Source organism: Enterobacter sp. JS8-1 (assembly GCF_049187015.1).
GTDB lineage: Bacteria > Pseudomonadota > Gammaproteobacteria > Enterobacterales > Enterobacteriaceae > Enterobacter > Enterobacter mori.
The window spans coordinates 57,682-82,214 of the sequence record NZ_CP185807.1; the positions used below are offsets into that span (position 1 = coordinate 57,682).

Annotated in this window: 27 protein-coding genes; 11 read left to right on the top strand and 16 right to left on the bottom strand. The window is 48.6% G+C overall.

The genetic code is table 11. The features are described from left to right. Positions 1 to 7: 7 nt before the first annotated feature. Both ACOQH0_RS24325 and ACOQH0_RS24330 read right to left on the bottom strand, forming a co-directional pair. Positions 8 to 685 carry a molecular chaperone gene (locus ACOQH0_RS24325; RefSeq protein ID WP_421512496.1) on the bottom strand — a complete coding sequence of 226 codons (678 nt, stop codon included), beginning with the start codon at positions 683 to 685 and terminating at the stop codon, positions 8 to 10. Positions 686 to 744: 59 nt separating this feature from the next. Further along, a complete protein-coding gene (locus ACOQH0_RS24330; protein ID WP_421512497.1) occupies positions 745 to 1,275 on the bottom strand; it encodes a fimbrial protein in 531 nt (176 codons plus the stop codon). Between the two features lie 411 nt (positions 1,276 to 1,686). Here ACOQH0_RS24330 and ACOQH0_RS24335 point away from each other — a divergent pair, with 411 nt between their 5' ends. From ACOQH0_RS24335 to ACOQH0_RS24345, 3 genes are all read left to right on the top strand, one after another. Then, a complete protein-coding gene (locus ACOQH0_RS24335) occupies positions 1,687 to 2,349 on the top strand; it encodes a helix-turn-helix domain-containing protein (RefSeq protein WP_421512498.1) in 663 nt (220 codons plus the stop codon). 81 nt (positions 2,350 to 2,430) lie between these two features. Continuing rightward, on the top strand, positions 2,431 to 3,069 hold the full coding sequence (locus tag ACOQH0_RS24340) for a helix-turn-helix domain-containing protein (RefSeq protein ID WP_421512499.1): 639 nt from the start codon (positions 2,431 to 2,433) through the stop codon (positions 3,067 to 3,069). A gap of 299 nt (positions 3,070 to 3,368) precedes the next feature. After that, on the top strand, positions 3,369 to 4,172 hold the full coding sequence (locus ACOQH0_RS24345; protein ID WP_421512500.1) for a DUF4225 domain-containing protein: 804 nt from the start codon (positions 3,369 to 3,371) through the stop codon (positions 4,170 to 4,172). On the opposite strand, the gene ACOQH0_RS24350 is transcribed toward ACOQH0_RS24345, so the two are convergent. The 7 genes from ACOQH0_RS24350 to ACOQH0_RS24380 form a co-directional block, all read right to left on the bottom strand. Then, positions 4,150 to 4,473, bottom strand: coding sequence for a hypothetical protein (locus ACOQH0_RS24350; RefSeq protein WP_421512501.1), 324 nt, complete (start codon positions 4,471 to 4,473; stop codon positions 4,150 to 4,152). The two genes, ACOQH0_RS24345 and ACOQH0_RS24350, sit on opposite strands and share 23 nt — an antisense overlap. A 14-nt stretch (positions 4,474 to 4,487) precedes the next feature. Next, positions 4,488 to 5,258 carry a TraX family protein gene (locus ACOQH0_RS24355; RefSeq protein ID WP_421512502.1) on the bottom strand — a complete coding sequence of 257 codons (771 nt, stop codon included), beginning with the start codon at positions 5,256 to 5,258 and terminating at the stop codon, positions 4,488 to 4,490. Positions 5,259 to 5,607: 349 nt separating this feature from the next. Beyond that, positions 5,608 to 5,880 (bottom strand): hypothetical protein, encoded by a 273-nt coding sequence (locus ACOQH0_RS24360; RefSeq protein WP_421512503.1) that lies wholly within the window; start codon positions 5,878 to 5,880, stop codon positions 5,608 to 5,610. 236 nt (positions 5,881 to 6,116) lie between these two features. Next, entirely contained in the window at positions 6,117 to 6,611 is a 495-nt protein-coding gene (locus ACOQH0_RS24365) for a thermonuclease family protein (protein WP_421512504.1), read from the bottom strand. A gap of 59 nt (positions 6,612 to 6,670) precedes the next feature. Beyond that, positions 6,671 to 7,030 (bottom strand): helix-turn-helix domain-containing protein, encoded by a 360-nt coding sequence (locus tag ACOQH0_RS24370; protein WP_421512505.1) that lies wholly within the window; start codon positions 7,028 to 7,030, stop codon positions 6,671 to 6,673. A 260-nt stretch (positions 7,031 to 7,290) separates the two neighbouring features. Further along, positions 7,291 to 8,541, bottom strand: coding sequence for a hypothetical protein (locus tag ACOQH0_RS24375; protein ID WP_421512506.1), 1,251 nt, complete (start codon positions 8,539 to 8,541; stop codon positions 7,291 to 7,293). After that, positions 8,538 to 8,774 carry a hypothetical protein gene (locus ACOQH0_RS24380; protein WP_421512507.1) on the bottom strand — a complete coding sequence of 79 codons (237 nt, stop codon included), beginning with the start codon at positions 8,772 to 8,774 and terminating at the stop codon, positions 8,538 to 8,540. The genes ACOQH0_RS24375 and ACOQH0_RS24380 overlap by 4 nt, the downstream gene beginning before the upstream one ends. Positions 8,775 to 9,163: 389 nt before the next feature. Here ACOQH0_RS24380 and ACOQH0_RS24385 point away from each other — a divergent pair, with 389 nt between their 5' ends. Further along, positions 9,164 to 12,373 carry a hypothetical protein gene (locus tag ACOQH0_RS24385; protein WP_421512508.1) on the top strand — a complete coding sequence of 1,070 codons (3,210 nt, stop codon included), beginning with the start codon at positions 9,164 to 9,166 and terminating at the stop codon, positions 12,371 to 12,373. A gap of 319 nt (positions 12,374 to 12,692) precedes the next feature. Beyond that, on the top strand, positions 12,693 to 13,559 hold the full coding sequence (locus tag ACOQH0_RS24390; protein WP_421512509.1) for a hypothetical protein: 867 nt from the start codon (positions 12,693 to 12,695) through the stop codon (positions 13,557 to 13,559). A 1-nt stretch (position 13,560) separates the two neighbouring features. Here the strand turns inward: ACOQH0_RS24390 and ACOQH0_RS24395 are convergent, their stop codons facing one another. Further along, complete coding sequence (locus ACOQH0_RS24395; RefSeq protein ID WP_113228082.1) at positions 13,561 to 14,163, bottom strand: hypothetical protein; 603 nt, start codon at positions 14,161 to 14,163, stop codon at positions 13,561 to 13,563. 15 nt (positions 14,164 to 14,178) lie between these two features. Then, positions 14,179 to 15,132: a type II toxin-antitoxin system RelB/DinJ family antitoxin gene (locus tag ACOQH0_RS24400; RefSeq protein WP_162734363.1), complete on the bottom strand. Its 954-nt coding sequence runs from the start codon at positions 15,130 to 15,132 to the stop codon at positions 14,179 to 14,181. 522 nt (positions 15,133 to 15,654) lie between these two features. On the opposite strand from ACOQH0_RS24400, the gene ACOQH0_RS24405 reads away from it, so the two are divergent. The 4 genes from ACOQH0_RS24405 to ACOQH0_RS24420 all read left to right on the top strand — a co-directional run bounded on the left by ACOQH0_RS24405 (position 15,655) and on the right by ACOQH0_RS24420 (position 17,669). After that, entirely contained in the window at positions 15,655 to 15,990 is a 336-nt protein-coding gene (locus tag ACOQH0_RS24405) for a hypothetical protein (protein ID WP_124074497.1), read from the top strand. Positions 15,991 to 16,033: 43 nt separating this feature from the next. Beyond that, positions 16,034 to 16,363, top strand: coding sequence for a hypothetical protein (locus ACOQH0_RS24410; protein ID WP_421512510.1), 330 nt, complete (start codon positions 16,034 to 16,036; stop codon positions 16,361 to 16,363). A 47-nt stretch (positions 16,364 to 16,410) separates the two neighbouring features. Then, the gene (locus tag ACOQH0_RS24415) at positions 16,411 to 16,809 is read left to right on the top strand and encodes a hypothetical protein (protein ID WP_421512511.1); all 399 of its coding nucleotides are present in this window, start codon (positions 16,411 to 16,413) and stop codon (positions 16,807 to 16,809) included. Positions 16,810 to 16,889: 80 nt separating this feature from the next. Beyond that, a complete protein-coding gene (locus tag ACOQH0_RS24420; RefSeq protein ID WP_421512512.1) occupies positions 16,890 to 17,669 on the top strand; it encodes a site-specific integrase in 780 nt (259 codons plus the stop codon). 177 nt (positions 17,670 to 17,846) lie between these two features. Here ACOQH0_RS24420 and ACOQH0_RS24425 read toward each other — a convergent pair whose 3' ends face one another. Together ACOQH0_RS24425 and ACOQH0_RS24430 are read right to left on the bottom strand one after the other, a co-directional pair. Further along, positions 17,847 to 18,056 (bottom strand): hypothetical protein, encoded by a 210-nt coding sequence (locus tag ACOQH0_RS24425; protein ID WP_045890712.1) that lies wholly within the window; start codon positions 18,054 to 18,056, stop codon positions 17,847 to 17,849. A 219-nt stretch (positions 18,057 to 18,275) separates the two neighbouring features. Further along, the gene (locus ACOQH0_RS24430) at positions 18,276 to 19,559 is read right to left on the bottom strand and encodes a DUF1173 family protein (RefSeq protein WP_223563684.1); all 1,284 of its coding nucleotides are present in this window, start codon (positions 19,557 to 19,559) and stop codon (positions 18,276 to 18,278) included. A 206-nt stretch (positions 19,560 to 19,765) separates the two neighbouring features. Between ACOQH0_RS24430 and ACOQH0_RS24435 the strand changes: the two genes are divergently transcribed. Both ACOQH0_RS24435 and ACOQH0_RS24440 read left to right on the top strand, forming a co-directional pair. Next, positions 19,766 to 20,392, top strand: coding sequence for a ParA family protein (locus ACOQH0_RS24435; protein ID WP_032300957.1), 627 nt, complete (start codon positions 19,766 to 19,768; stop codon positions 20,390 to 20,392). Positions 20,393 to 20,436: 44 nt separating this feature from the next. Continuing rightward, entirely contained in the window at positions 20,437 to 20,664 is a 228-nt protein-coding gene (locus ACOQH0_RS24440; RefSeq protein ID WP_032663682.1) for a hypothetical protein, read from the top strand. An 873-nt stretch (positions 20,665 to 21,537) separates the two neighbouring features. On the opposite strand, the gene ACOQH0_RS24445 is transcribed toward ACOQH0_RS24440, so the two are convergent. From ACOQH0_RS24445 to umuD, 3 genes are all read right to left on the bottom strand, one after another. After that, on the bottom strand, positions 21,538 to 22,260 hold the full coding sequence (locus tag ACOQH0_RS24445; RefSeq protein ID WP_029403849.1) for a replication initiation protein: 723 nt from the start codon (positions 22,258 to 22,260) through the stop codon (positions 21,538 to 21,540). Positions 22,261 to 22,750: 490 nt separating this feature from the next. Then, positions 22,751 to 24,022 carry a Y-family DNA polymerase gene (locus ACOQH0_RS24450; protein ID WP_127849881.1) on the bottom strand — a complete coding sequence of 424 codons (1,272 nt, stop codon included), beginning with the start codon at positions 24,020 to 24,022 and terminating at the stop codon, positions 22,751 to 22,753. Beyond that, entirely contained in the window at positions 24,022 to 24,453 is a 432-nt protein-coding gene (gene umuD, locus ACOQH0_RS24455) for a translesion error-prone DNA polymerase V autoproteolytic subunit (RefSeq protein ID WP_045337362.1), read from the bottom strand. Before umuD ends, ACOQH0_RS24450 begins: the two co-directional genes overlap by 1 nt. Between the last annotated feature and the right edge of the window lie 80 nt (positions 24,454 to 24,533).

Below are 24,533 nucleotides of genomic sequence, written 5' to 3' on the forward strand. Positions count from 1 at the left end.
GCGGGTTTTACATCGTGGCGTTATGTACGTTTCCGGTACCGCCGTAATCGTTAATAATTTTAAAGGTTACCGCCCCACCACTTACCCCTTTCGGCAGATTAAAACGCGCCGTTAAACCCGGTAATACGTAAGAAACATCTTCCAGTTTTTTACCGTTAACGTTTATTTCGTTGAAATTCATTACGACGTTGGTTGGGTTGGTAACCTGGATTTGGTTACCACTGCGTTGCCAGGTTAATTTATCTGCCAACTCATCCGGGATAGTGCCTTTGAGCGCTGCTGGGCGATAAATAAGCTTAATACGTGTTTTAACCGCAATCTGCAGGGTATTGTCTTTACGTGGTGCTGCGGGAATAGCTTTGATATTCAGCCAGTAAAGCGACTCTTTATCCTGCGGAAGGCTACCGGCTAATACAATACGCTCGACGTTTTGCTGATCCTTATCCAAACGATAAAGCGGTGGCGTAATAATAAAAGGTGCTTTCTCAGCCCCTCCATTTTGCGTCTCCACCCACGACTGAATTAAATATGGCGTCGTGTCAGGGTTGTTGACGCTAATAGAGGATTCCTTTTTATTGCCGTCATAAATCACGCGCGTTCCACCAATTACCACTCCGGCATTGGTCGCTGAAACGCCAGAAAAAAGCAGCGCACAGGCAATTAAAGATTTACTCAGAAAGTGCATTTTATACCTCGATAAAAAAGGGCCGAAAGACCGACCCCTGAATTTCCCGGCAAAGAAAATTAGTTGTAGACCACAGAGAAGTTAGCTACAGAGTTAGCCGGACCTGCAGTTACAGAAGCAACGGTAGATTTATACTGAGCGTAGAAATCCAGAGTATTGTCTGCTGTTGATGAGAGTGTATAGCTGTAACCGTTAGAACCGTGCAGTGGCAGCTGAGCCATGTCAGCAGTCATCAGGTTGATACCAACACCAGTCGCAGCGCCAGCCACTGAACTGTCGATTGCCAACAGAGTAGAGTCAGTCGTATCTGGCGTACCATCGAAACGTACGGTAGCTGAAGTTACGGTTGCTGGGCAGTCTTTCAGTACGATGTTGAACTTGGTTGCAGCAGTTACGTCTCCAGCGGCGGTAAATTCAGATTTGTTATATTTGCCCAGCTCAACGGTCTGGTTCTGAGAACCAACGTCAACGCTGCACGCTGCGTCCAGAATTTCACCGTTGAAATTAACAGTGCCAGCAGAAGCGAATGCGTTAGACATGAACAGTGTAGCAGTCGTAGCTAATGTTGCAGCAATGATAGTTTTTTTCATGAAATTTAATCCTTAATCTATGTTAACTTTATATATTACTGAAATTCAGACAAGCACATTCCGTTGGAATATAATCCAGCCGATACTTCTCTTGTTTTTATTTCCGACAAAGCAGTTCGCCGGGTGAAAACAGGTTTGACCATTATTTCGCTTTCACCTCTTAACTTGCTGCTTAGAATTTATGCTGCCGTATGTTTTATTACAATTTATTTTTAGTCTCTTTTTGGACTTTTTTAATCACAATTAATTAACGCAATACCTTACCGCCATACCTTGATATATTTCGGATGTTACGTTTTCGTTAATGCAATAGTCCATTATGGCACTACTGAAATATGTCTTTCCTTTTTTACTGGAACGATAATTCCGAAGACACCTATGAATCCCCACAGACTTCCAGGAGTTAACTCTATGAATACTCGATTTTCAGCAGAAGAAATGTATGAGATTACATCTTCGCAGAAATTTAAACCTACAGCAGATATACAGAAAATAATTGAACAGGCGTCTCCCTTTGGCACGTCTTTTAATGCGAGTAAGGGTGAGATTTTGCGTTATCTTTACGCGGGAAAACGTATCTGCTACATGTTGCATGAGGGCAGCGTTACTCTTAACCGTAGAGGGGACGGAATGGTACTTAACACAGAACAGGCCGTTTTTATTCTGGGAGTGAGCAATCAGTTCTTCAACACAGAAAACCTTTACATCAGGGTTAATGAAAATGCTACTATGAGTCGAATGCCTCTGGAGCGCTTTAATTTGCTGATTGAGAGCTTTGGATTATGGGAAAGTTTATGTAAACTCCTTATTTATACAGCATCCCGGGTTTACGAGCATTGTACGTTCATCTCCCAGATGTCTTCCTACGAAATAATCCGTTATCAGCTTCAGGAACTAATGAAAGAATCGGATCGGATTAGAAACAACATTACGGCAGCTAATTACATTAAAAGCAGGACATATCTCTCGCGAAGCGGGATAATGCGTATCCTTGCTGAACTACGGGAAGCCGGTTATGTTGTGCTTAACCGCGGAGTTCTGGTCGACATTAAACATTTGCCGTTACGGTTCTGAGCGGTAGATCTGCACTGGGACCATTAAATTTCGTTTTAGCACTATACTTACCTGTAAAGTATTCCCTTTATCAGATAATCTATGAACACAGGCCTCTCACATTCATTGATCCTCCGCCCTTCAGACTATGCTCCTCTGCTGATTGAACACTTCAGGCAGGGTGCAGACGTTAAGTATATTTTACCGCGGCGCCGGTTATGTTTGCAGGTGGGGGGGCAGTGTTTTTGTTATCTGATCATGAAAGGAAGCGGTACCGTCCACCGCAGAATCGATGATCGGATGATCTCCACCTTTTCTGGTCCTGCTCTTGTCGGTCTGGGTAATCTGAACAGGATGGAGATGGATGCTTACATAAAGACGCAGACCCCTTCAGAGATCGCTGTCCTTAGGATGTCAGTTGTTCATGACATCATCAACTCCGCACAGCTCTGGGAGCCCGTCGCAAAGCATATGATGGTGATCGCCGGGAAGCTCTTTCATTCCGGTGCACAGCTTTCTGCTCCATCAACTTATGATATTGTGCGTACACAACTTAATGAACTCTTTAATGAATCGCCTGAAGTGAGGGAAAACACTACAGCCGAGCGCTATATTCGCGACAAAACGCAGTTATCGCGCAGCGGGATCATGCGCATTCTGGCCGCCTTGAAGGAAGGGGGGTACATAGAAGTCCGCAGAGGAATACTCATCAATATAAATAAACTGCCCAGCAATTTCTGACCTTTTTTATCTTTAAGCGGGTACACCTTTCTATAAAACACCTTACCTTAGAAGAATGCCGAAAAACTCATTTCAGGTAATGGATATTGCTTTGCAGGGTAAGGGATGGGACAGGCAGAACCTTTCAAATCGCAGCGGCTTACGCCGGTCACGGCGCCCGTCAACATTATCGCCATGTCTGGCTTCAGCTGGCACCGCGATGCGGCATCAGTGAGTCCTGCAGGGCAGCGTGCCCATTTTTTGTTGTCAAAAATCGTTTCGGGAATATGCTTTCAGAAACAGATAAGCGAGGCGATAAAATGGACACGTTGCTTTTACCCGGCCAGAATCCCCGGGCCTGGGCGGAAACCATGATCAACCTGGAGGCCCGGAAACTGGTTAACACGGCCAACACTGTGGCGGCTATGCATCTCCAGGATGGTTTTATCCGGATTCAGTTTGTGGATGAGATCAGGGCATTCATCATGGCCCAGTTTGAAGCCGCGCGCCGGGCAAAAACGGATGATGACTGTATGGCCTCTCTGTGGGCCTTACGGGCTGAAAATACCAGCCTGCTGGAGCAGTCCCGATCGCTCAAAACCGGCTATGCAAAACTCTATGCCGAGGTGAAGGTTGTCCGGGACGAGAACAAAATTGTGGGTTACATCATTTCAGCGGTCGACGTCGTGGTGGCCGGGGCGGCCATTTTTGGTGGGATCGTCATGATGTCCTCGATGACGCCGGTGGGTGTGGTGGCCGGCGCAGTGATTGTCGTAAATGGCTTTAATACGATTTCACGGGAAGCCGCGCATAATCTCCTCGGTGATAAACAGACGGAGGGAATATTTGCTGACGGATCGATGGAATTAGCTGAATTTCTGGGCTTCAGCCGGCAGCAGGGGCTGGGGACGTATAAGGCTGTTACACTCTTCAGCGAAGTCTACGGCGCGTGTGGCCTAAGGCTGAAACCCGAAGCACAAAGGCTGTGGTACTGGACTAGGCCCGATTTCTTCAGGAAAGCATCCGGCACACCACGTCCCGCAATGGCGCTTAAAATTGCGGGATGGGGTGTTAAAGCCAAAGTGGCGCTTGATTTACTGACTATCGAGCCTTCCGGGAAATAGTCTTCTGCAGGCGGAATGCTTTCCAGCCAAGCGCAGGTGGGAAGGTTACCCAGGCAATGATCAGGACTACAAGGGAACTCATGCTCCCGGAAAGAATGTGTGTCCGGCTGCCGGCAATGAGGGTGACCAGCATAACCAGAACCAGCGCGACCGTGATCCATACCGCCACCCGGAAGCGCCGTGAGAGCGCATCGATGAGATGCTGCATGGTGCCTCCGCCTGCTGCAAGCCGGCCCTGTAAATTGTCCACTTCGCTCTTGCTGAAACCTGCCTCAAGCAGCTCTTTCTCACTGATAGCCATCACGTCCTCCCTAATCAGGCGAAAGTATACTGTACCAGACCAATAATCCCCAGGTGACCGGCGTAAGCATAATAAAAGAAATTACGCGGCATGAAACGCCTGCGGCCCTCCGGACAGATTTGCCTGCAGAAGGAAACCACTGCCAGGGGGAATGCCAGAGTAGGCAGCGTGGCCAGTAATAATGTTTCTGCGGGCATATCCTGGAGATGCGATAACCCGTTTAAACAAATCAGTGACAGCATGGCTGTGATGGCTGCCAGCCGCTGCACTCCGGGTGTATCGCTGCCACAAACCGTTGCCATACTCATGGCCAGCGTTATTCCTGCCAGCCCGTAGCTTGCCGGCTGCAGTGGCCAAATCATGAGGGACAGGAGCAGATATCCGGCGAGCATTCCTTTCCGGCCGTGCCGGTACTGCAGGGCAAGCAGCTGCGTGACGCCGGCAAACACGAACAGAATGTTCAGGGCCCACCAGGGCTGGTGATGGCAGAAGGCCAGGCTGAACAACGGCTGCGTGATGACTGCCCAGATCCACAGACGACTGGCTCTCTTCTGCAGTCGTTCCGGGGTGCGCTGTACGTTCATCGCCCATATAAGCGTGAACAGGGGGAAGGCCATCCGGCCAAGCGCATACATCACCGGCCAGGCTGGCGACAGAAACACCGTATTGGTGTGGTCGATAATCATGGCCAGAAGTGCGAGAAGCTTGACCATATCGAGAGCAGCGGGACTGAGCTGGCTGGCGTTCCGGATAGTGGGAAGAACGTCGGGTACTGAACGATTCATGCTGTATATTCCCCTGGCGACACGCGGTTAACAGCCAGCCCTGAACATAATGCCAGAATGCCCTGCCGGTTTGCGTTGTGACCCTGACCCTGAGTTTCTCCAGAATCTTGCGCACCGCAAATTCTGATTTATCACGCAGCACGCGCATTGCGCCTGCCACATCCTTATTCTGAATACAAATACTTAAATTATGAAAATCGTTCACACCGCCCCCTTTCTTACACTCTTATTATCGGCCGCATGAATATTATATTTAGTGGAGTAGGAAATTTCATAATAAATTTTTCATATTAGCGTTCTAAACCTTAGTCAATTTATCGACTCATTTTGAGTGGGTTAAGACCGTTCATTAATTATCTGTATTGTTTGCTGAAGTTTTTGCCCTGACCAGAGCAAAATCTTCACGAATAGATTTTGCGGCAGGCTTCCACCCTTTAGCCCATTCCTCGTTCATACGACCTTCACTGACAATTTTCAGGGTGATGGCATAAGGGGTGCGCTGCAGCTTCTTCGACAGCCAGAGTATATGATCATCAATTCTGTCATCCGGAATATCAGCAATAATCGAATGAATAAGGTCCAGTTCCTCCGGTGCCCACGGTTTTCCTGAACGCGGAAACACTTCATCCGGAAGGCGTGGTTTTTTTCCTTTCCTTCTTTTACCTGCTTTCTGGCTTCTTTTTCCGCAGTGATGAGGCGCTGCCGTTCTGTTAACCCACCAAGGGTTGCAACCGTCCTGACCATATTTTCGCGCTGCTCACGCGTAATATTTACTTCACCGCATATAATGGCATTTAACGTATCGACAAGAATTTCCAGCTTGCTTTCCGTTAATTTTAAAGTCATTTAGAAATCTCCTTAATCATTATTCTTTTTTAGCCCATCCTGATGCAGACTACGCCAGCGCCAGGGCTCTGTCTGACCCGGTTCTGACCAGAGTCCGACTGACTGACGACGGGCTTCGGCCTCCAGAACAGCGTAGTCTGGCCGGGTGGGTTTTCCGTAGTACCGGTATGCCCAGGCCAGGCCTTTGCGTATTTGTTCGGCATTCACATCCGTCACGCCAAGCCACACGGTACCGAGTAGACGTCCATAGCGATCCTTATCACTTCCGGTGACGGTTACATGCCGCTGAGCCACCATCGGTGAGAGTTCCTGACGGGAACGCTGGCCAAAGGGCTGGTTCTTTTCCGGCGCATCGATGCCGGCCAGACGAATGCGCGTCAGTTGGTTTCCTGGCTCAAGTATCTCAACGGTATCCCCGTCCAGCACGCGCACAATCCGGCCGCTGAAATCTGCACTGGCCGAAAACGCCACAACGAACAGGATCAGCGAGCAAAACTTCCGTTTCATTATTCGTTCTCCCGGGTTGTATACACTGCGGTTATTAAGCAAGTAAATTTCAACTCGGCTTATCCTCCAACAAGGCTTTTTAAAGGAATGCCAAACATTGAATGCAATTTTCTGCTCATGGGCAGCGTCAGATTACGTTTTCGGTTAAGCACTTCATAGACCCGATTAGCTTTTCCAATTGCCGGCTCAAGATCTTTTATCGTCAGTTCCTGCTGTTCCATCCTGAACTTAATAGCTTCAATCGGGTCTGGGGTTTCGACAGGAAAGTGTTTGTTTTCGTATTCATGAATCAACACGCACATGATTTCAAAAAAATCTCCTTCCGGGGCATCGGCAGGAGGTTCGTTATCAAACATAGGCTCCACAGCGCGTAATGCGGCTTCATAATCCTGTTCAGTTTTAATAGGTTTAATCTGCATAGGGTTTACTCCATGCTGGCAGTTTCAGCATCTATTTTGTCATATTCTTTATGCGCACTAATGATTTTCGAGCCGGTTTACGAAGCTTCTGAAGGAGCAAACTTTCCATGTCATTCAGCTCCTCTCCATTCTTCAGCTTTTTAAATATTATCTTGTATATCTTCTCTCTTCTCCATGTATGAATACTGATCAGCACTGCGGTTGATGCAATTACCATGGCAATAATTGATATGTAAATAGAAGTATTTTCAGGCAATTTTCTATTCCTCATGCAGGTGAGGGAATGAAGACGCACCGGCCACAGCTCCGGCGTCGTTCCACACAATCACCCTAGCCATATGTTCCGCCACCTCCCGCCCCATGTAACTGGCCAGGATCGTCAGCGCCCGGGCGGCTGCGTCACGGGACAGCGGACTCCGGAACCCGAATCCGTCCGTCATCAGGAGCCACTGCAGACGTTCCGTCCAGCGCTCGTCAGGTCTGCGGACCGGTGAAAACACAATCTCCGTCAGCTGCTCGCGGTTGCAGTACAGCTGGCGCTGCTCCAGTTCGTCCAGCAGGCTGTTCAGTTCGCGCCGGTCAGCGTCTTCCTGACTCATCTGCGGCCAGCGGATGCGGTTCCAAAGCAGCTCCTGCGTCTGGTCTCCGGTGAACCCTGCACGCGCCAGCAGGCCGGCCAGCGCGGCCTCCGTGTCTTCCTCATACCCGGCAGCCGTAAGCGGGAACGCCTCCGGGCTCTCGCGCAGAACGTGCAGCAGACGCGCCGGCGGCGGCAGGTCGCGGAGTGCGCCGCAGGGCATGATCATTGCCATCCTGATCTCCTCATTCAGACCGCTGATCCCCTGCGCCTGCAGCGCGCCTTCCAGCTGGTGTAACCAGGAGGACGTCTGGTCTGCCGGCGCGGTAACGTTCAGCGTGCCCGCCTCCGGCGTGGTGCTCTCATTGATCTGCACCCGGACCGCAATCCCCGCATCGTGGCAGGCCTTCAGCCAGGCGGCGACCTGCAGGGGATCGCCTTCCAGGCGCGTCTGATGCCCGCCCGTGTCCCACAGCTGCAGGCAGGTGGTGCCGTCAAGACGGATAACGTAGTCACCCCGGCACGCCAGGTGCCAGCGGTCGTCCAGTATCACCGGCCGATCGTAAGCTCCCTCTGTCTGGCTGCGCGGGACCAGGGGCAGAACCCGGACCGCCGTCGCGCGCTGCTCTGCCAGAACGCGCGCCTGTTCGTCAGCCAGAAGCGGGGCGGCCAGCTCACAGCCGGCGTCCGTCAGCTCAACGGCCAGCTGCATGTTCGGGGCGCGCAGGGTGCGCAGCCAGCCCGCGGCCTCCATGCGACGGCAGGAGGAACGGAGGTTCGGTCCGTACACCGGGGCGTCCCCGCCCTGCTCCAGCACCCGCTCAATATCCCGTGTGGCCACCGGCCCAGGACGTTTCGCACCGAGGGCAGCCAGCACAATCAGCACTCGCCGCTGCAGCGGTGACGGGCGTCGGCTTTTTACCGTTCCATTCATTCTTTCATTCCGGCTACATGTTCCTGAAAACGACGGAGGTCAGCCTGTATCGGGCTGAAGTCGGATGCCCCTGCTTTAGCAAGCTCAGACCACAGAAATATGACAGCGTCCACACTGGAAATTTTCTCTGCCGTCGTCTGATCCTGGCGCTTTTTGATAGCTTCAATGACCTCTGTTGTTGTCGCGGCCAGCTGTTCATAGCTGAGTGAAAAATTTACGCCTTTCTCATCCATCCTGCACGCTCCGTCTGAAATTGTCAGGTTAAGTGTAAAATCATACTCAGTGTTATTTATCACTTATTGTATAAACATCATATCAGGTTTGATTATATGAATAATGATAAATATCACACTCAGTATGATTTTATACTATTTTCTTGATTATCATATCTCTTGAAGGATTCCCGCCGCGCAGATCCGGAAAGATGCTAAACCGGAAAGTTACTCCCCTGAGACACAGTTACAGCCTGCCATGAGTGATGAGTCAAACAGACGAATGCGTAAGCTGCCGAACAGTGTGTTTGATGGAAGAAAATCCAGGCGTGTGATGCTAAAGTGACTGAGTTATATGACCTTTCTCTATCACAGTATATAAACAATAATATTTATATTAATGAGCCAATATGCTTAAAAAAATCCTAGACAGCATTAGCTACCAGACAGATAAGTTCATCCGTGAAAACATTCATGTAAATCAATCTTACATGGCACTGAAATGGAACGGCTTTGAAAAAATACTGGTCTTAGGTTCAAGGCATTACGTTAAGGCAATGCTTATATTGATATCATTTTTTGCGGCCATTTTCTTTGTAATGGTCTCAGGTAAAAGTTATATAAAACCATTTATAGCTGAGTGGTTTCCTGAGTGGTACACCCTGTTTGACGCCCAGATAAACCTCCTGGGGGGACAGCTTACCATTATAGGTATTGTTTATCCCATGGTCGTTGGCCTTGTCAGTGTGATATTTCAGAGGAAATCAGCCCGGAAAATCGTACACGCAGCTTATCAGACCTATTCTGGATTCATGCTGGCAGGTCTGAGCGGGTTATGTCTTTCCGGCTTCATGCTCTGCGGATTATTGCTGAGGACATTCGTTGGAAACTATAACTACGCGATAATTTGTGGGATAAGTATTATATGGATGATGCTTAACATTGCACTTTCTGTCTGGTTCTTTGTGCAAAGCCTCAGTGTGCTTGACGATGAAAAACGCGAAAGAATGGTGTTACGCTATCTCACTGCCGATATCTTATCAGCGCATGTGAAAAGTCAACTGCATAACATTTTTTTAAACAAGCCGGTTGAAAGCCAAATTATCAAAAATGATAAATTTAGCAACCTGACCTTTGAGGATTATTCTTTCGAAAAAGATTTCTCAGTTATCAGTAGTGAATCTTCAAAGCAGGAAGTCATTAAAGATATCTATGTGCGGCCATTGAAGATTATTCTATGGCATATAAATATGTATGGTCACTTAAAGAAAAAACAAATAGCGATTGCGTTGTTTTCGAAGCTGGATAGCCGGGATGAGTTCGATACCCTACCCCTGTTTAAAATTAAAAATATCGAGTCAGACCATGTCCTGGTAAATTTATTAACACGTTGTTTCCGCTCAGGCATTGCTACTAAACGTCATATCGCAACAGACAGAATAATCAAAGGGCTTTTGGGTGATACCATAGATGCGTTAGCCAGTACTGATATCAATGCTTTTGACGAGGCTGTTGAAGGATTCTGTCGTGACATAACAATTTTTACAGACGGATTTAATTTCAGGCAAGGGCAGCAGACAGATAATCTTTTGTTATTATCAGATGACATTTTTTTGGATCGTAGTTTTACTGATAAATTATATACAGAGCTTTATCAGCTTTTCCGGCAGGCAGTTATACGCATTGATGTATCTGAGAGGTTTTATACAAAGTGTATGAATATTCCAGGAATGCTGTGTTCTAAAAGAGAAAGCATTTCCTTCAAAGAAATACAACTTGCTTTGAGGTATACCTTTTATTCGTGGGACATTCTCGTGCGCTGGGGCCATGCCAACACGGGGAGACTTGATTTAACACAGCGTCAGAGTTATGAGGCCCTTTTGAGGGATTTTGTCGAAATCTGGGAAGCGTGGCCTGATGGTCTGAAATACATATCCAGAAAAACAGGTGGTCAGCAGTTATACCATGACTCTCTGAAAGAGCACCTGTTCATGTTACCCGGCATAGTCACATGTGCAGTGCTGTCCGGCGAGTCAGGCTCTGTTGACTGGGCGGTGGACTTAATGAACCGCTGGTTCCATAAAGCCCGAGGTTCTTATAAAAGTCATCACTCGGGTCTGTTGATCTGGCAGGAGTTTATCGTTACACAGGCAACTCTGGATGGCGAAATTGTTTTCAGTCCAGAAAATACGCCATTAAGAAGACCGGTTGAACTTTCGCAACTCCAGGACTCGTTCTACAAGAATACACTGACAGATCTTCGACTCTTAACAGCTGCTTTTATCATTAGCAAACCCGATGCCTTTCAAAACCCAAAATGTCAGTTTGCTGTCCGCACTCTGCTTGACGGGAGCCTTGTCGAAAACACCGGTAGTTTTGAACGTTTATCTGAAAAATTGACCAGAAGTTCAGACATCATCGACGTTTTTATCCGTTTGCTTATCTGGAATAAAGCTGACCGCGATGAGGCATTAAATTCACCCGGAAAAATTATAAGGAAATTATCATCAGCACATGGTAAAAGCCTGGTAAGCGGGCGAACCTATATGGGAAGACGCCTCGGGGGAATTGAGGATCTCATTCCTCAGATAGCGGAGTTGTCTGTATTGCGTTGCGGCGATACAAATTCTGTTTCACCTAAAATGAAAGCAATTGTTGCTTCTAATCTATTACCATATCAGTTTCTGCAGAAAATCGTAAGTAATCTTGCATCACTGCATAACGCCATCAATAAACTGACCTGTGCAGCTTTTGTTGCTGACGATGCTTTTACCGAAAAACAACAGAAAGTGTCTGACTTGATACAAGAGTATCTGGACCTTTTTACCAATCATATTCAGCAAGAAATAATACACTCTCCAGTCAGCAGTACAATTCTGGATAGCTTTGGAAGTATTATCTCTGAAATTTTTACAAAAAATTTAAGCAAAAAAATATTGTTTTCTCTGTTTGGAAATATTACACCCGCCCCTGTAGAGAACAGCAATATAATGAGGCGCATCTTTTTCTCCATGGATAAGCAGGATGTGACTGACAATTTTTCTCGCAAGATACACGGATTTGAAGAAAATTGCGCATCCGCATTGATCGACGAGCACGTACTTGATTTGTTAGATTTACTGAGTCGCCAACCCGCTCAACGGTATATTGATGTGACGTCGTTCACCGAACTTATGAATGTGGTCCATGATTACGATGACCTCCAGGAAGGTGACTATCTCATTGTGGGTGATGAAAGATTATGGGATCAATTTAATGAGTACAGAGCGAATACTATAGATAGTGTCGAGGGTAAAGAAGATATATTGTTTTATGACGAAGACAGAAAGGTTCAGATCCGTGGAAAAGAAAAAAGCTGTTCGATCTATATCAGGCCTCACTTTGATGCCATTGATGCCGTGCTTGTGAATAAAAACTATTTTGAAGAGTACAAAATCAAAAATGAGGGAGAGAACGTTTTCACTTTTAATGCTGAAGCGGTTGATGGCAACCCCCTTAAAATCGCTTTGCATTATCAGTATGAAGGAGAAGCCGTTTTCCGTGGTCAGATTAAGGTCCGCTTTACACTACGCAAAGACTCTGTCAGTTCCCAGGCCTTACCTGGTGAAGACGCATCATGAAATGAAAACTGTAGTCGGGTAGTTGCTCCCCCTCACAGCACGCTGCTGCTGTGGGGGAAGCAGGCTTTTCTCATTGTTGCTATTTACGTATTTCTATGCTGTTAACTTTGCATTTAACGCAATAATCCCCTCACCGCAACAATCATCAGGACTTTGTGACTTTCCGGCAATAATCATTCTTCTCCACTCCTGAGATCCGAAAAGATGTTGAGCCGGAAGCGAAGTAACGCAGCGCCAGTAAATATTTCTCTCCTGCGTTACCGACAATCGCGTGGTGCCCGGACATAATTGCCGGAACCGGACCTGATGAGGAAAAGACATGCATTACCTGCATACCCGTACTGCCGATGACGTGCTTAATACACTTAAAGCATACCGTGATGACCTCCACGAACATTCGCTGCGAAAACCGCACTGGCCGTTGCTGGACAGGCTTATTTCCCGTGAAACAGAAATGATGCCGGTATGGGAAAACATTGCGCAGCAGCGGCTCAGCTGGCAGCAGTGCCACACCCTGCTGGAGCAGATTTTTTTTGCGGGAGCGTATGGCACTCAGGATCATAACAGCCGGCTGAAAGCTGACTACCGCAGGCTGACCGAGCTGAATGAGAAAATCGCCGCGCAGGCGGCAGCGTTGTCTGCGCTGCTGACAGAGCAGGGCCAGATACTCAATCGTAACGCCTTTTCACTGGAGCGCACGACGCACATTGTCGATCTGATTGAGATGGCCTCAGCGCAGAACGGGCACTATCATTCGTATTTGCGTGATCCTCTCGACGCCTTGCGCAGCCAGTATGACGGCAAATACTGGCCCTCTCTTGAACAGATCCTCAACGTCGCCGCCAGGGACATTCCTGAAGCCGAATTTTTACACCGGAGCGAGAAAGCTATTGTCGACGGCAGAGGGGAAGCCGTGCCGGACTACCTGCGGGTGCTGTTTGAAGGCATTGAAACAGCCCGGAGCAGCTGCTGGAAACTTCCGGCCCGCTTTACCCTCACCGACGCCAGTCTGGCAATACTGGTCACGGTATCACTCGATACCGATAACATCAGTAATGAGCGGGTCAAAATGATACGCACCAGGCTGTATAAAGAGGGGTTTCCGGGGGCATGGGCAACCCCTCGCAGGATCTCTCCCCAGCCGCCGGCTGCCGGCGGGGAGGGCAGTAAACACTGCATCCGGTGACTTAAAAAGTCCGTAGCAGCTCATTAATCAGCGGCTGCGGGATCTGGTCCAGACCTGCGTCAGAAAACGTTGCTGCAGTCATCCGCTTGAACGCAGGTTCTTTTTCCCGGAGGCGCCTGATAGCATCCGGTTCCAGCTGCAATAACGTGCGGACGTTTGCAGCCGCATCACGGTAACGAACATCATCAGTGTAGGCCTTCTTGTCAGTATCGCCGAACCACTGTTCAATGATGTCTTCAGAAAAGGCGGTGGCCAGCCCTTCTTCAAGTACCGGTGCCTTTACGCCGATCACCGTGCTCAGCGTATGGACGCATTCGTGGGCAAGCTGATAGACGGCGCGTTTGACATCCGTAAAGGTTTTTGCCCCTAGCATTATGACAATAGAACCACTAACCGAATTTACATCGGATTCAGGGTACCAGACTTGTGGGACGCCCTCATGAAACTCAACTCCAGCCAACCACCAGTTCCTGTCACGCGGACCGTAATCAGACTCTATCTTATTCATAATCAGATGAATATAAGTGGCGAGAGTCGTGGAATTTTTGTATGCACCAGTATGATCATTGAAAAGATGGTCAGGAATACCGTGGTTATTATTCATTTTTTATCTCCGGGGTTAATTTTTGCCGGCCATTTCATGGAGCAACGTTACAAGATAAGTGTCCACCGTTACGGCGAGGCTGGCCGCCACCTGATCCGCTGAGGTTGGATTCCTGTCCTCCTCGTGCCCGCTGGAGTACATATGAAACTCTGTGACGCCGGAGAGAAACCGGAATCCCATCTCATATTTTCCGGTCTGCGAATTGCGTACCGCTTTTCCGTACACGCTACCGGGCAGAAACACCCTGCCCTCCAGTTCCGGGAACGTCAGGCCGGCATCCTCCAGGGCATTTTCATGTTCCAGGGTTCTGGCCTGCATCCGCACAATCCATGCCCCGTGGTGATAATCATGCTGCTGTATGACCGATATCATGACGTTGTCGTCCCGGTAAACAAATTCACGCAGCGGCTCAGGGCGTGCCAGCAGGCCTGAATCACGCAGTACCGCCTGCAGCCTAGAAAACTCAGTTTCGAACACCTTCAGCGAGATGCCAAACTCATTCACTATCCGAGTGGGTACAGGCAGTTCTGCCGGTAAAGCCGACAAGGCAAAGTCACATCCGGTCAGGTGGTAGTGAATGCGGGGGAGCATCCGCCGTGCTGAGGCTGATAAATCATTGTCCTCGGGCAGGGACTCCAGTCGCCAGCCATTCTGCTGAATGGCTGCAGCATGACGGGAGAGCTCAAGTTTCGCGGCGGCAAGTTCAGCGAATTCTGTCGCGCCGGAACTGAGCATGTCCTGGATTTTATGCAGCTGGTTGAGCGCATCGCCATACTGGGTGGCAATGGCCAGGGTAAGATCGGTTGCTGTGAAAAGTCTGGTTTCAGCGATGAAAGGCAGCCTTCGGTGCTGGACGAGGTACTGCCAGAAAAGTGTAATAGCCTGCGTTGTGTTCAGACCATGCTCCCGCAGAACGTCATCTCCGCCATCCTTGAGTACATCATCTATCTTTATGTTTATGGCTGCCATCTTATATGCTCTCCTGTTTTCCTGTGTGTTATTTTTTACCATTAAATACTTATGTAGTAAATATGCTACACGTTCAATTTTGCTTCTACATAGCAACATAAACACCATGGCACTTCCTTCTTTTCCGGGCAGATCCGATTTCTGGTGGTTCCGGATCTGAGCGAACCGCCCGGCGCGCTGCGGCCTACTGACACAAGATGTAGCGGTGTTATCAGCTGCCAGTGACGCTATATGTTGTGTTTTCTCTCTTCCCCGTGACCCGGCGCGCAGGGGCAGATATTGCCGCTTTGCTTATTTCGTGTGCGTGGTACACTTCCGGAAACTGTTAAATACGCAAAAAATCGGATCACACCGAAACGGCCATCCAGTAATTTAACGACGTGGCTATATGGCTGCTTATTATCAGCCTGAAAATGATGACGGCAGGGGAAAATCATCCGGGTGACAGACGCAGGGTTGTGCGCAGACAGATCTGCCGCCCGTCATAATTACTTTGAGTGACTATTTGAGGTGAAATAAATAATGCATAAGGATATTCAGGATGTATGGCATTACCTGACAACTCAATGTGGGCATCCTCGTTTATGGATTAAGCGAAACCCAATTCCTCCACAGCACAGAGTTTCAAGAGTGACCATTCGCTATAAAGATCAGCCTGTAATTATTTCAGGCTCAGGGCGGGCACTTGCTGTACTGAATCTTACTAAAGGTGCGTGGGAGTACACAGGTATCACACCAAAGTGCTTACCCCGGGATCTTAACTGGATTACTCCCCCTTCAGATGAAGAGTTAAATGATGACATTGTGAAACAATACAGTGTGTTCACTGAACTGGGTGCTCCAGAAGATTTGCGATAAAAGTAACAAGTGTTAGGCGGGATTTCTCATTAAAGGAAGGATTATGTGCGATTTATGCAGGGCGGACGGGAATTACTTCCATACGCCGGAATGTGTGTATGACCAGCTGGTCAGTGAGTACCCCGTAATGTGGCTGCGGGATTCGACCCGGATCGGCGCCTGCTACACGCTGCGTGAACTGCTGTCGCCGGAAGGGATGGTGCTGGCCATACAGAACGCGCCTCCCGTGACGGGATGGCGGCTGCGTATGCGCTATAACGAGGCCACAGATGAAGAGATCGACCCGCAGCGCGGGGACTGTACCGAGCTGCTCTCCAGGACGGACGCCCTGCTTGCCTTCCGGTCGCTGCAGGATGATACCGCGTCAGCTTAGACGATCGGACAACGCAACAACCCTTAACCCGGTTAACAGGAAACCAGATGAACAGAACCGATGATGAACCACAGACAGAAACGGACGTGATGGCCACCGCTTTCAGCACCATGCGAAAGTACGGCAGTAATATCATCAACGTTTCGCAGTTTATGGATACAAATCCTTATGTGAAATCCGATCCGCGGATGCCGAGAACGCGGCTGCGTCGTTACCTGGGCCAGTACGGCCTGCGCGGTGAGGCGCTGAGCAGGGAGGTCAGACGTATCGTCGCTGGCCCAGGGCGACCTGATAACACGCTGAAAGCCGGAATCTTCTATACGTGGCCCTATGGCTGGGAGCCTGCGGATTTCACGCCGATGATGAGACGTATCTTTCGCGGAAAGCGTACCCGTCATCTGATGATGTTTGATGAACTGTCTCAGTTGTTTGGCAAATTAGGATAAGCCGGAGTGAACCGGAAAATAATGGCTGCGCAGGCAGCCGGTGAGCTTGTAGAGCAGCTGCATGACAATGGAGGCATAAAATGATGCCAGCACTGCCAGGCCATAGCGGGGCTTTTTCCTCTGCTCAGTTGCCGGTGGCCATCGATTACCCGGCCGCGCTGGCACTGCGCCAGATGGCGCTCGTTCAGGACGAACTGCCGAAATATCTGCTGGCGCCGGAAGTGAGTGCCCTGCTCCACTATGTACCCGATCTCCACCGCAAGATGTTGCTGGCCACTCTCTGGAATACCGGCGCGCGCATTAACGAAGCGCTGGCCCTGACACGGAGTGATTTTTCTCTGGCGCCGCCCTACCCGTTCGTGCAGCTGGCCACACTCAAGCAGCGGGCGGAGAAGGCGGCCCGAACGGCCGGCCGCTCGCCTGCCGGCAGTCAGGCGCATCGTCTGGTTCCGCTTTCCGATCCGCAGTATGCCCGCCAGCTGGAAATGATGGTGGCCACCCTGAAAATTCCGCTGGAGCGCCGTAATAAACGCACCGGCAGAACCGAGAAGGCACGCATCTGGGAAATCACCGACAGGACGGTCCGGACCTGGATAAGTGAAGCCGTTGATGCGGCTGCCGCCGACGGGGTGACGTTTTCGGTGCCGGTCACCCCGCACACGTTCCGGCACAGCTACGGGATGCACATGCTGTATGCCGGCATCCCGCTGAAGGTGCTGCAGAGCCTGATGGGACACAAGTCGATTAGCTCAACGGAAGTTTATACGAAGGTGTTTGCTCTCGATGTGGCTGCACGTCACCGGGTGCAGTTCCAGATGCCGGGCGATGAGGCGGTGGCCATGTTGAAGGGTAAGTTTTAAGTAGTCAGTTTATATCTAATGTTACAAGCTGGCGCGCCCTTAGTTTTTTTTAAGAAACAGATAATAGGCAATTATTCCAGCACCTATATATACAAGATGCATAAAACAAAAAGTTATTCATTTAAATCACCATTAAAATATGGCCGCATTCGCGGCCAAAGATAAAAGCTAGTAGAACTAGTTATACCTGATTTGAGAGTTAAGCACTTCTTCAATCTCATCAGATGAGATTGTGTCAATGGTGACGTCATTTTCATGCTTACAGCGCCAGCAAGTAAATTTAGCAGCGTAGGTGTAAGAGGTTAAATTGTTTTCAACTACGCCATTGTAATAACTATCAATATCTGGGTCATTATTGGCATCACACTTCTCACATAAAATTCCCATTTTATATCCTTTAACTCAAATAGTTACAGGTGATAGACTGCTACATCAGAACATCATTTCAACTATTAGGCGGAACGCGTGAACCTGGTCATGTCAACTCTCACTTATATGGTATCAATCCTGCGTTTTGCCAGCCAGTAGAACAGGACGGCAACACCTTCCCAAATGAAGTAATGTTGCGGGAATGTGCACTCTTGAGAGGCAGTAGCACATCAATCATTATTTAATGATATCATGATACAATGATTTCATTTTCTTGGGTAAAAGCGATTCGATACTGTCTACAGATGTTCGAGTTGCATCCCATGATAACCAACCAGTTTCGCCATAATTTGCGTTGTACCATCTTTCCTTTACTATCCGATGCTCCTGATAATCAGGAGTATTCATCCCCCATATTTCCACAGGGATAGGTAAATGGTTATCTGTAGAAACATCAGTGAGGCAAAAATCCGCGAGATATTCATGAGTGGATGAATCATAACGTAAGGGTTTGTAAAACGATCGCTCCAGCTCGAACAGCTTTTGTTCAAACGCCCCTTCATTCAATGAATCAAGCGGTATGTAGCGATCACTCACCATCATCAGGGCCAGCTGTCTCACCTGGGCTGATTTTGCGCCAGGAACATCCGTAACAGCTATTACAAATACCTTCATACCTTTTATCCAGCCATTCACCGCAATTGGAAATCTGTCTAACGCAGACTTCCATCTGGCATCATCAAGTCCCAGAAAAGGCATGCCGGAAAAGTCACGTACAGGAAGTCGATTTAATCCATCCATGTAACTTTCAGAGAACTTTGCAAGCTCAGCAATAACTACAAGACGTTGTTTATTAACTTTCGCACGTTCGACAGTCATGCTGTTTCTTCTGCTATCGCTGGAGTTCGTGTAGGCCGGAGTGAGCAGAACGTCAGATAACTTTGTTTTGCCTGCTTCTATCTTTTCTGCCTGCTTAAACAAGTGATAACCCAGTTTGGTGGATGAACGCATACCGTCCATTTTAGGTACCCATGTGTTATAGCTGGTTGTCTCCCAGAGAAAATGTAGAAGACCAAGAATAGAAACAGTGTCGCGTTTATTGTTCCGTGAAGCATCACCAGAACGCAGAGAACTATCTATGGGACTTGACGGACCGGTTACCTGCAACGGGTAATCAAGCTTAATATTGATTGTTCCATCCGGCTTCTCTTTCAATGCGTCCTGTGTATAACACCCCTGCGGCCCTTCAGGACTGAGGCTACTATAGAATCTGCAGTCCTCTCTGTGTTTTATACCCGTGAGTGGGAATCGAGCTAAATGATGTTTCTCCACTCTGAGCCTCACAGAGAGTGGCAATTCTTTACCCGTACATAAGCAAGCGGCATATGAATTACAGTCTCGCGACTTTTTAAGAGCCACCTGGAACGGTGTCGTATTCGATGAATCATCCTGCCTGTCGCCACCAAAATAAGCAGGCGCAGAGTTATCTCCAAAGTAGATTTTCAATGTGTACTGTTTCATAAACTATCCTCGCGCACTTAATCATGAAATCATTACATCATGCTTTCATTGTTTGGTAATGTATTACTATCAGTCAGTTACGTAAATCATGCTATAATTATATCATTAAATCATGATTTCATCTTGTTAAGTTGTTCGATTTTGGGCAATATGAGAAGTGGGATGTATGTGTTTAATGAAATCATGATTTAATGAAGGTGGTATATATGGGAAAGGTTATATCGATCGTTGGTCAGAAAGGCGGAGGTTCAAAAAGTACCAAAGCCAGAACACTTGCTGTTGGGTTTACTGAAGCTGGATGGAAGACTCATCTGGCGGACATAGACACGAAGCAACAAACCTCTCTGAAGTGGACAGAACGACGCGAGAACAATGGTCTAAGCCAAATTGACTGCGCTCTTTACCGCCGGGTAGATACAGCTGTCAAAATGAAAGATAGCTGCCATTTGCTTATCATCGATGGTCGTCCTGCAGCAGAGACAACATCACTGGATGTGGCTGATGAATCTGATCTCGTTATCATAACCACTGGGACCACAATTGATGATCTGGAACCCTCTCTGGAACTTGCCCGCGAATTGATTAAAAAGGGCATTGAGAAAAGCAAAATCGTATTCATTGTCGCAAAGTCACCATCTCAGTCACAGGGCGAAAAAGCTCAGGAGACTATCAAGGCGTGGGGCTTCAAAGTTCTCAATACAATCATTCCATTCAAAACCAGTTACGGTGAGGCTCTGGATGCGGGGCGTGCCCTCCATGAAACTCCTTTCAAATCCTTAAACGAAACAGCAAAACAAATGATCGAAGAAATTCATGATATCATTAATTCATGATAGCATGATTTAAAGATTTCATTATTTTGGATATGAGGAGTTCTATGAAAGCCCCAGGAAAATCAATAAAACTTGCGCCTCCTAAGGAGGATGAGCCAACTCTGGATGTTACCGGAAAGGGAGCTGCGCCGGATTCGTCGGTTAAACCTATCCAAATCAAAGTGCCGGTATCTAAGCATAAAGAGATGAAAGCTTACGCGGCAGAACAGGGAATATCGATGACAGATATGCTCCTTGCAGGATATGAAATGTATCGCAATAAAATGAAATGATGAAATCATGATTTCATTTCCAGGTTAACCACTCAGACCCCCGCCTTCATGAAAGGATGAAATCATTATTTCATCCTTTCATCTAAGTATATGCACTCTAATCGCCTGTCACCTCGCTTACTAAAAAGTACAAAGCAACTTAATGATTGCATGAAAGCATGAAAGCATGACTTCATGCTTTTTTTAATGGCTGCTACAGATTTTCTTATCTAGTCATATCTCTTTGCCGCACAGCTGGGACTCAAGATTAATCTTTGCAGACTCCGGCCGCAGATCATTCAGCCATAGAATCGGTGTTCTATGGGAAACAGGTCAACTTTGTAGCCCCCCGGAATATGGGAAACAGGTCAACTACACAGACATCCCGGAATATGGGAAACAGGTCAACTACACAGACACCCCGGAATATGGGAAACAGGTCAACTTCACAGACATCCCGGACTATGGGAAACAGGTCAACTTTGCGGACGGCCCGTAATGTGGGAAACAGGTCAACTTCGCAGACGGCCCGGACTGTGGGAAGCAGGTCAACTTCGCAGGCGGCCCGGACTGTGGGAAACACATCAACTTCGCAGGCGGCACGAACTGTGGGAAACAGGTCAACTTCGCAGATGGCCCGCATTGTGGGAAACAGGTCAACTTCGCAGACGGCCCGGACTGTGGGAAACACATCAACTTCGCAGACGGCACGAACCGTGGGAAACAGGTCAACTTTATGGCCAGCAGGGAGTGTGGGAAAGAAGTCAACTTAGAGGGCAGCCCGAACAGTGGGAAACAGGTCAAGTTCGGCATGTAATGTGGGAAATACAGCAAGTTTAGTATCCCCCCAAAAGTAATAAACAGTCCAAGGGGGGATATAGGATAAATTTCAGATTATTGTTTTTTATCAAGAAAATTAAACAGTAAGCGACCATCTTCTTCGGTTGTATAACTTACCTTTAAGGGCGTCTTCTCATTAATTTTCTTCAGCGCAGGTTCCAGGAAGGTACGTTTCATTTCCGCAATATTGTTCTTCTGCGAGGTTGGAAGCATAAACCTTTCACATAACCAGTCATGTGTGGTGATCCAGACACCAGTGCTCCGGAACTGACACAGGCTTTCATAAAGCCGGATGACACGAACACTATTGAGCTGGCCGCAGTCATAGAGAGAATAGGTTGTGAACTGGGAGGTTAAGCCAACAAGGAATGGCATGACCTTGTAGTTAAACTCAATCTGCCAGGAACCCCGGCCTCTCTTCATTCCTGCTTCAGCAAGCCAAGGACGTTTAACTTCTTCAAACTCACCTTCTTTTGGATAGAAGGTAACCGTTGATTCGCCCAAAGCATTTACCCCAGCCTTTACATCACGACTGGCGACAGACGTAGCGACATTGAAGTATTTGACGTAATCGGAAACGCTAATTTTGAAGAGAGGTAATACGTCAGAATCATCATCCTGACTGTCGTTGAAATAGGCCTGCATAAGGCATAACCACAGCACACGTTTTGCCTGAAGAGGCAAGTAATATGCGGCTTCGGTCAATTCGTTAGATTGCTTTATACTGGCGCGTTTTTTAAACGTTTTAGTAGCTGGCAAGAGTGCTTGAGTATCCATTCCAAGGCCTATGGGTAAATTATTATTCACCCATAATGACAGTGAAAACAGAAATTGCAAGCTATCACGTTACTTATCCACCGGGAAAATATGCAATTTATCCACAAGTGGATAATTGAGATCTAAACTTGACCTGTTTCCCATAGCTTGTTGATGCATATCCCATAGCTTGTTGCTATGGAACCCACAGATACGTGATTAATTACCCATAATATGTTAACCAGTTGCCCATAATGAACTCCTCTCAGGGCGCGCTGCATGCGGCTTTCAGGCTCCCTAAAAGGAGTAAAATAAAGAAAAAAGAATTAAAAAAGACTTTATAAAAATATACCCGTGGATAAGTGGATAAAGCTGAGTGGGGTATCCATTTAACACCGAGCGTAAGCAGAATTTATCCGTGCAGTTCCCTGGTGCTTCCTCGCTCACTCGCGGGCTTCGCCCTGTCGTTCGGCTGCGGCGAGCACTACTGGCTCTCTCTGAAAAGCGAAATTTAACCGATCCTCGCTATGGGGATATCTTTCCAGCGTGTGGTGTACGCAGGGGAGAGCATATCGCGTTTCATCTGCCATGCAGGCGCAATCCCTCGTCCTGCAAACCAGACCTGTCCCAGCCCGGAATGATTAATGCCATCGAGAACCTTCATCAGCTCAGCGCTGTGAGGACGTGGTGGACGTTCGTCGAACAGCTGCAGCTGCGAAACGCCGGAGCCGGTGAAGTCATTCAGCATCACACCGGCTTTAGCATACCGGTGCCCGTCCTTCCAGATACGCTCCAGAGCCGTTGTGGCGGCCGCAATGATGTCCCGGGTGTCCTGAGTGGGGGTAAGCAGTTTCTCCGTGGCCACGTTGCCGTAGTAAGGCTCTTTAACGGCGAACGGAGACGTTTTGATGAATACGGAAATATGCCGGCAGTACTGGCGCTCTTTACGCAGCTTTTCTGAGGCCCGTTCTGCGTACTGACAGACAGCCTGGCGCAGCGAATCGTATTCAGTGATCTTCTCGCCAAAACTGCGGCTGCAGACAATCTGTTGTTTAGTAGGCGGTGCTTCTTCAAGCGACATGCAGCTTTCCCCGTTCAGTTCGCGCACTGTTCGCTCGAGAACGACGGAGAAATTTTTCCGGATGAAGGCCGGGTTCGTCAGGGCCAGATCGAGCGCGGTCCTGATGCCAAGAACATTGAGCTTGCGTGCAATACGGTTTCCCACGCCCCAGATCTCTTCGACCGGCTGCAGTGAAAGCAGTTTCCGCGTTCGCTGAGGATTCCCCCGGGTCAGGGCGAGCACGCCACGAAACTGTTTCCACTCCTTTGAGGCCCACTGGGCTGATTTTGCCAGGGTTTTCGTCGGCCCGGCACCCACGCCGATGGTCAGACGGGTACAGTCATACACGTGCTGGCGCAGCTGCCGGCCGAAGTCCTCCAGGTCCATGCAGCGCTCAACGCCGGTCAGGTCGAGGAACATCTCGTCAATCGAATACTGTTCCACCCTGGGGGCCAGCTCCTCCAGGCAGCTCATCACGCGCGCTGACATCGAGGCATAAAGTTCATAGTTGCTTGAGAACGCGTATATTTTTTCCGGGTACTTTTCGTTTTTCATCTGAAACCACGGCGTGCCCATTTTGATCCAGGGCTTTGCCTCGGCACTTCTTGCGATGACGCAGCCATCGTTATTACTGAGCACCACAACCGGCTTTCCTTTCAAATCAGGGCGGAAAACACGTTCGCAGCTGGCATAAAAGCTGTTCACATCGGCCAGGGCAAACATCAGTACATCTCCCTCGGGCGGTGGATGATGTGCGTGACGACGCCAAAGATATCCAGATCGTCCGGGTCGGGATAAATCGGCGACCAGGCGGCGTTCATTGGCTGCAGCGTCAGTCGTGGCGTCAGCAGAAGCCGTTTAACCGTAAACTCCCCCTGCACGCTGGCCACAACAATATCGCCGTGCCGGGGCTTCTCTGCACTGTCCACAACCAGCAGATCGCCATTGTAAAGGCTGCCGTCGGACATGCTGTCACCGCTGGCACGGAGATAGTAAGTCGCGCTCGGGTGCCGTATGCAGTAATCATGGAGATCCAGGTCGGACTCGACATAGTCAGCGGCAGGGCTGGGAAAACCGCAACTGGCCAGGTCTGCAAACAACGGATGGGCCTGTGGCGGGAGTGCTTTCCCGGTGCTGAAAAGCTGCAGTTTCATCTTTCCTCCTGACGTCTAAATATACTGGTTATGCATACAGTATATTTAACAGCGCGAGGATAATCCAGATCACCAGCTTC